The organism is Microcoleus sp. K4-B3 (assembly GCF_036704615.1).
GTDB lineage: Bacteria > Cyanobacteriota > Cyanobacteriia > Cyanobacteriales > Microcoleaceae > Microcoleus.
On sequence record NZ_JAUBSF010000155.1, the window covers coordinates 1 to 7,060 of the forward strand.

The 7,060-nt window shown below is 43.2% G+C and carries 8 protein-coding genes; 4 read left to right on the top strand and 4 right to left on the bottom strand.

Translation table 11 applies throughout. The features are described from left to right. Positions 1–162: 162 nt before the first annotated feature. Entirely contained in the window at positions 163–1,500 is a 1,338-nt protein-coding gene (locus tag QUA78_RS31135; RefSeq protein WP_333399213.1) for an AAA family ATPase, read from the bottom strand. A gap of 74 nt (positions 1,501–1,574) precedes the next feature. Between QUA78_RS31135 and QUA78_RS31140 the strand changes: the two genes are divergently transcribed. Together QUA78_RS31140 and QUA78_RS31145 are read left to right on the top strand one after the other, a co-directional pair. Continuing rightward, positions 1,575–3,164 carry an Hsp70 family protein gene (locus QUA78_RS31140; protein ID WP_333306721.1) on the top strand — a complete coding sequence of 530 codons (1,590 nt, stop codon included), beginning with the start codon at positions 1,575–1,577 and terminating at the stop codon, positions 3,162–3,164. Positions 3,165–3,237: 73 nt separating this feature from the next. Next, the gene (locus QUA78_RS31145) at positions 3,238–4,041 is read left to right on the top strand and encodes a DUF1963 domain-containing protein (RefSeq protein ID WP_333306719.1); all 804 of its coding nucleotides are present in this window, start codon (positions 3,238–3,240) and stop codon (positions 4,039–4,041) included. 88 nt (positions 4,042–4,129) lie between these two features. Here the strand turns inward: QUA78_RS31145 and QUA78_RS31150 are convergent, their stop codons facing one another. Beyond that, on the bottom strand, positions 4,130–4,651 hold the full coding sequence (locus QUA78_RS31150) for a L,D-transpeptidase (RefSeq protein ID WP_333306717.1): 522 nt from the start codon (positions 4,649–4,651) through the stop codon (positions 4,130–4,132). A gap of 100 nt (positions 4,652–4,751) precedes the next feature. Beyond that, positions 4,752–5,390: a bifunctional 4-hydroxy-2-oxoglutarate aldolase/2-dehydro-3-deoxy-phosphogluconate aldolase gene (locus QUA78_RS31155; protein ID WP_333306716.1), complete on the bottom strand. Its 639-nt coding sequence runs from the start codon at positions 5,388–5,390 to the stop codon at positions 4,752–4,754. A gap of 145 nt (positions 5,391–5,535) precedes the next feature. Between QUA78_RS31155 and QUA78_RS31160 the strand changes: the two genes are divergently transcribed. Both QUA78_RS31160 and QUA78_RS31165 read left to right on the top strand, forming a co-directional pair. Further along, positions 5,536–5,853, top strand: coding sequence for a hypothetical protein (locus QUA78_RS31160; RefSeq protein ID WP_333306714.1), 318 nt, complete (start codon positions 5,536–5,538; stop codon positions 5,851–5,853). Next, positions 5,846–6,109 carry a type II toxin-antitoxin system RelE/ParE family toxin gene (locus tag QUA78_RS31165; protein ID WP_333306712.1) on the top strand — a complete coding sequence of 88 codons (264 nt, stop codon included), beginning with the start codon at positions 5,846–5,848 and terminating at the stop codon, positions 6,107–6,109. Before QUA78_RS31160 ends, QUA78_RS31165 begins: the two co-directional genes overlap by 8 nt. 70 nt (positions 6,110–6,179) lie before the next feature. Here QUA78_RS31165 and QUA78_RS31170 read toward each other — a convergent pair whose 3' ends face one another. Beyond that, entirely contained in the window at positions 6,180–6,302 is a 123-nt protein-coding gene (locus QUA78_RS31170; protein WP_333306710.1) for a hypothetical protein, read from the bottom strand. Positions 6,303–7,060: the final 758 nt, after the last annotated feature.

A 7,060-nucleotide genomic window follows, 5' to 3' on the forward strand; every position in this document is an offset into this window, starting at 1 on the left:
TATCATTATTATTCCATAATATTTCTATCCCAAGAGGTATTGACAAAATCTACTCCCTTCTAACTTGTTACCAATGATATGGGATAGGTTGCATCTTCTCCACCAGCAGCACGCGCAACAGAAGCATCTATTACCAGGCGTTTAGAAACTTTATCTGCCATGTTAACGCTTCCACAAAACAGCTTCTGCTGCATCCAAATAGCGGTTTTCTAGATGCAAAGAAACATCGCCCAAATCTTCAGGCCAATCTCCAAAAGCTCCCGTCTCGTCTAAATCGGCACTGCTGACTTCTGTAACACCATCGTCGCGCCGTTTAAACCAGTGAAGTTTTACTAAATCCGGTAATATTTTACCCTCGGCAACTAACGATTGAACTGCTAAAAGCAGCAATTCGCTGTGAGTTTCTAGAACAACACGCACACCTCTATTTGCAGCATCCACTAAGATTTGTGCTAAAGCAACTTGAGCGCGAGGATGCAAGTGAATTTCCGGCTGTTCTAGATAAACTAATTGTCCTGGTTCTGCTACAAGCAAGGCAACTAAAACAGGCAACGTTTGCGATACTCCCAAGCCAACATCAGCAATACTAACAGTATCGCTTGCACTCCCGTTGCGGCGGGATAAACGACCTACTAGCAGTTCAATTTGTACGTCATTAATCTGTCTGGCTTCAACTTTCCAGTTAAGTCCTAATAACTCCAAAGCTTGACCCAATTTTATCAGTCGCTCGTCTTTTGTTTCTTGCCAGTAATTAACTATACTAGCAACATAATTTTCAAAAAAGCCCGGAAATTCACTGCCAACTCCTGCGGTATTGTAGGTGCGTTCTGGATTGCCTCTCAACCCCGGAACGTGGACGATGCGGCGAATATGTTTGGGGAAATTCATTGGCAAATAGGATGAATCAAACTGGCTGTCGCCAAGTTGCAAATCTAGAAAACATCGGACATTACTCACACTCCATAGTGGCGGTTTTTCCTCGATATTATCTAACAATAAATTGTAATTTTCAGCCAAATATTCAGGAATAATTTTCACCAAATCTTGATGCTGCATTCCTGGAAAAATAGTAATAAATTCACCCCCCTCATAAGGAATACAGTAAGTCGCTCTAACAACTTTAATTCCGTGCTTTGGCTGCTTTCTAAATAAGTTGAGCAAAAAATTATCGGTATCTATATTCAGCCTGAGAGAAAACTCATCCCTGTCTTTTTCTGGAGAGAGTTTAGACAATACCTGTTCTGCTGATGTAAATTTAACATTAGGCCCGTCAAGTTTCAAACCACCGGGGTCGTAAGGGGCTTCTAGCGTTTGCTTCATCAGCAATAGTGGCTGCATGATGCTAGACTTACCAGAACTGTTGGCACCGGCTAGAATTGTCAGCGATCGCACTTCAATCTGACACTCATCGTAAATAGACTTGTAGCCGCATACTGCAATTTCAGTAATTCCCTGTACAGGCTCTTCGTTCTCGGTTTCAAAGAAAGTGGATTGAGTCATAATATTATGTTTGTATTTGCCGCTCCAAATACCATAATATAATCTAATCCCTAGTAGCTGTGTATTTTGGCTGAATGACGATCGCAATTGATTTTGGAACTAGCAACACCGTCGTCGCTCGCTGGAATCAAGCCCTCCAGCAGCCCGAAACTTTGAAATTACCGGGATTGTCGGCAATCTCGGCTCAAAACCCGCCCCTAATTCCCAGTTTACTCTACGTTGAGGACGCTGCGGCAAATAAAGTAATACTCGGTCAGCAAGTCCGCGATAGAGGCCTTGATTTGAGTGGAGATTCTCGGTTTTTCCGCAATTTTAAGCGGGGAATTGGCACTTCTGTTCAGGGTTTTGTGCCGGAACTTGACGGGCAACTTATTACTTTTGAACGAGTAGGTGAGTGGTATTTGAGCCAAATTGTGAACTCAATTCGCGAACTGCCCTTGCCCGTAGATTCTTTGATTTTTACTGTGCCAGTAGATAGTTTTGAAGCTTACCGCCATTGGTTGGGCAAAGTTTCTGAATCTCTGCAAGTAGAACAGGTGCGGATATTGGACGAACCTACGGCGGCTGCTTTGGGTTATGGTTTAGCCGATCGCGAAATTCTGTTAGTCATTGATTTCGGCGGCGGAACTCTCGATCTTTCTGTAGTGCGTTTGGACGCTTCCTCCGACAAAAAGCCCCTCGGTTTTATTCTCAAGTGGGGCGAAAAGTTATTAGCTGAATCTTCAGCGCAAAAGGCAAAAGTTGCCCGGGTTTTGGCTAAAGCCGGACAAAATTTAGGCGGTTCTGATATTGATAATTGGTTGGTTGAATATTTTTTTAAAACAAAAGGGCTGGCCAAATCTCCGATAACAACCAGATTAGCAGAACGGTTAAAGATTCAGTTGTCTTTGGTGAATCAGGCAGTTGAGGTTTATTTTGATGACGAAAATTTTGAGAGTTACGAATTAGAATTAGATCGATCTCGCTTTGAATCTATCCTCGCCGAACATCAGTTTTTTGACAACCTCGACGAGTGCATGAATCAAGTATTGCAGCAAGCGCGGCGCCAAGGCTTAGAAATTGGCGACATCAATGCAGTTTTGCTAGTTGGCGGTACTGTACAAATTCCCGCTGTGCAGCGTTGGGTGCAGCAATATTTCGAGCCTGCAAAAATTCGCTGCGACAAACCCTTTGAGGCGATCGCCCAAGGTGCTCTGCAACTGAGTCAAGGCATAGAAATCAAAGATTTTCTCTATCACAGTTACGGCATTCGCTACTGGAACCGCCGCGAAAATTGCCACAGTTGGCACAGTTTAATTAAATCCGGGCAGTCTTATCCGATGAGCGAACCGGTAGAATTAGTCTTGGGAGCTTCTTTAGAAAATCAACGAAGTATAGAATTAATTGTCGGCGAATTGGGAGCGGAAACTGGCGGCACGGAGATATATTTTGATGGCGACAGGCTAATTACTCGCCAACTCGCGGGTCAAAGATCGGTACAGCCGCTAAATGACAAAGACGGATCACGCAGTATCGCGCAATTGACGCCGCCAGGGTATCCCGGGAGCGATCGCGTCAAAATTTTGTTTCGCGTTGACGAACAGCGCTTTTTACGCATTACCGTGGAAGATTTGCTGACAAATGAAACTTTGTTAGAGGATAAACCAGTGGTGCAGCTAAGTTAGGAATAGGCTTTACAGGTAACGTGCGCTTCGGCGCACCCTACAGATTGCGTTCAAAACAAATTGTTAAAAGCAGATGAACTGTAAACTAGAATTTCCACTCTCTCCAGAACTAGAAAAGTATCGCGACCGAATCGAAGCTACCATTAAACCTTACATTGAAATTAAAATCCAGAATAACGATAGGCTTAATTTGTGGAAAAGTAAATTTGGGGGATTGCCCTATTTACCTAAAGGCTTTGAGTATCCAAAAACTCCTGACGGTAAATATTTATTCTTGCTAGCACAAATCAACTTTTCTGAAGTACCGCCTTTAGATGGTTTTCCAGAGCGAGGGATTTTACAGTTTTATATTGGAGACGATAGCGGATATGGTATTGGTTCAGAGCAACTTCCACAGTGTTCTCAAGTATTATATTTTCATGAACCAGACTTGAGTTTAGAAAACCCGATCATCAATTATGATTTTTTGCCAGAACCAGAATACTTTCCTGTTTATGGATGTTACGGCTTGCAATTTACTAAGAAATATAGACCGATTAGTATTGCTGACTACCAATGCAGTCAACTTTTAGGAGAAGATTGTTATGAATTATTGACCAATAACTATCGAATTGAGGAGCAATATTTACAAATATCTCGTCCCTTCGGTCATAAAATAAGCGGTTATCCTGATTTTGCACAATGCGACCCAAGATGCGGTAATAATCCCGATAGTGATACAGATCAAAATATTCTTTTATTGCAAATGGATTCCTCTGATGATGATTCGGTGCATATTCTGTGGGGAGACGGCGGCGTATGTAACTTTTTTATTTCTAAATCAGAACTTATTAACTTAGACTTTAGTGATGTTTGGTACAATTGGGATTGTGTTTGAAAGCAGCAGTGAAGTAAGCACCTAAAAATAATAATAGCCCGCTCCCTGACTTCTTTACGAAGTCGGGGATATAACGCGGATATAACTCTTAAATCTCAGATTTGTGCACCACCACAGGTGTTCCCACCGAGGCCCAAGTGAACAGCCATTTAGCGTGATTTACAGCTACATTTGTGCAGCCGTGAGTAACGGGATTGCCAAACAAATTGTGCCAGTAAGCGCCGTGAATTGCATTGCCGCCGTCATAATACATTGTATAGGGAACGTCCGGCACGTCGTAGTCCGGCCCAGTCATCCTAGCAACGCGGTATTTGGTTTGAACGGCAAAGGTTCCCGTGCGGGTGGGAGTCGATGATTTGCCGCTGGAAATAACCACCGCGTAAACTGCTGTATTTCCTTCCCAAGCTATTAGCCTTTGTCTTGACAAATCAATTTCAATCCAGCGCTGGCTGGATTGCTGCAACTGCATAATTTTATTGGCAATTGTGTTGTGCTGTTCGCCGGCAATTGCAGGAATTGAACCGCCGCAGAATGCAGCAACTGTTAGGGCGCAGCCGGCACAGAAAGTTCCAGCGCGGCGGAAGTAAATTGAGTTGATAATGCTGTTCATTTCTCACACCTCGTACTATTTTAGATTTTAGGTTATAGATTTTAGATTGAGTTGTACTATTTTAGATCTTAGATTTTAGATTCGAGATTGGAAAGAGGGCTTAACAAGTTGTTAAGTTTTGGGCGAGAGTTTGGGCAATTTGGACGATCGCCCGCCAATCTCTATTTTCCACTAAGTGTTTAGGAAATAAGTCTCCGGCTAAACCAACGGCGATCGCCCCGGCGTCAATAAATACTTTGGCATTTTCCAGCGTCACCCCGCCAGTGGGAATTAAAGGAATGTGTCCCAAGGGGCCTTGCAGGCTTTTCAGGTAGGCGGCGCCTCCCAAAGCCGATATGGGAAACACTTTAACGCAGGTAGCGCCTGCTTGCCACGCGGTCACAATTTCCGTAGGAGAAAAAGCACCGGGGACGATCGGCACTCCGGCCTCAACTGCTGTTTTAATCATAGTTAAATCGGTGTGGGGAGTAAACATAAATTGAGCGCCGCAGTCTATTGCTTGCTGCAACTGTTCTAAGTTTAATAAAGTGCCGGTGCCAATACTAAAAGTAGGGAATTCCGAGCGGAGTTGGGCAATTAATTCAGCGGCTTTGTGGGTGTTCCAAGTAATTTCAATAAATTGAATCCCGCCCGCTGCTACCGCTTTTGCCATCTGCCTAGCGAGTTCTTTTTCTGAAGAACGGATGACTGCGATCGCTCGATGTTTTTTTAGCTGTTTCAACCAAGATTGATGATTCATACCATTTGAAATTTTAGATTTGAGATTTTAGACTGCGGCGTGAGCGCGAGCGTCGAAGGATTTTAAATTGGTAACGATCGCAAATTTGACACTCAGATAATTCTGACTCGCATATAATTTTAATACACATTACTCACTCCGATATATGCCAAACTACACTATGCGGGGCGTTCAATTTTTAACTGACAATCTAGGCAACAAAACCGCTGCAATTGTTGACCTCAAAGAACACAGCGCATTTTGGGCAGACGTGCTGGCTGAATGCGGCGAACCGATCGACTTTCAGTTTTTAGTTGATTCTGAAGGCGAAAAAATTGCGGTGCTGCTCGACTTCGAGAAGCACGGCGAACTCTGGGAGGATGTTTACGATGGCATAATTATTGAATCTAGAAAAGATGAACCAAGAGTTCCTTGGGAAGAAGTTCAACGACAGCTTCAGGAAAAAAATAAATTGAATGTCTGATTACCTGGTAATTACTGCACGTTCGGCTCAAAAAGACCTGGATGCTCTGCCCGTTGAAATCAGCAGTCGTATTTATCCCCAGATAAATGCTTTAGGAAGTGTGCCACGTCCTCCGGGCTGTATCAAGTTAAAGGGGGAGACAAACGGTTGGCGAATTCGGGTTGGCGATTACAGGGTAATATACACCATTGATGACGACAGTCGCACGATCGACATCAGTAAAGTGCGTCATCGGCGAGAAGTTTACGAAAGGTGAATGGGTGCGATCGCACTCTTTCCCACAAAAAAATCGGGGTTATTCTCGGACAATCCCAGAATAACCCCAACTACTGCATTCCTCCTGCGGCTAACGATGAGGCCATGTGCCAAGCGAGTTCTTTTTCTGAAGAACGGATAACGGCGATCGCTCGATGTTTTTTTAGCTGTTTCAACCAAGATTGATGATTCATACCATTTGAAATTTTAGATTTGAGATGGGAAGCCAAAATTGTGAACTCGTATTATTCTGATTTACATATAATTTTAGTACAGATTACCAAATCCGCTTTTAGATGGTAGGGTGCGGCTCTTTTGTAGTAGATCCCGATCGGTTAAATAAAGAACTTGCTCCCTGTCAATCGATTTTAGATTTTAGATTTTAGATTTTAGATTTTAGATTTTAGAATCGACTCCACGGATGAATCCGGGGGCCCCGAACCTAATTACTTTCGGTCATCGGAAAATTTCGCAGAGAGCGAGAAATCGAGTTGCAAATATTCCTTTAGCTAGGAGGTACAAAAATCCACAAACCTTAGTGTATCGAGCTTATTGCCGTGACAGTAGCGGCGGTGGTTTTAGCAAGAGCGATCGCGCTTAACAGAAAGCAATATCATAACTAACAAGAATTCGAGCAAATCGCATCCTGCCGTAATCCTCTAGAGAGACTATTCGACTGCGATGCTCTGACTAATTTACCTACCTGGAGGGATGCCACAAATTGCTGAACTTCAGAAATTAATAATAGGAGAACTATTTATACCAACATCCGCCCAAAAAAACCCGATCTTGCTTGTCCTATAGCCAAAAATAGGTGAGCGATATGCCTCCGGCACGCTACGCGATCGCAACGGATTTAGTACGATGCACTTGCAATAAGCTGTTGTGCATTTAAAACGCATATTGTATTATACAATATAACCATATTTATGAAAAGTCAATGCCTAGTAAA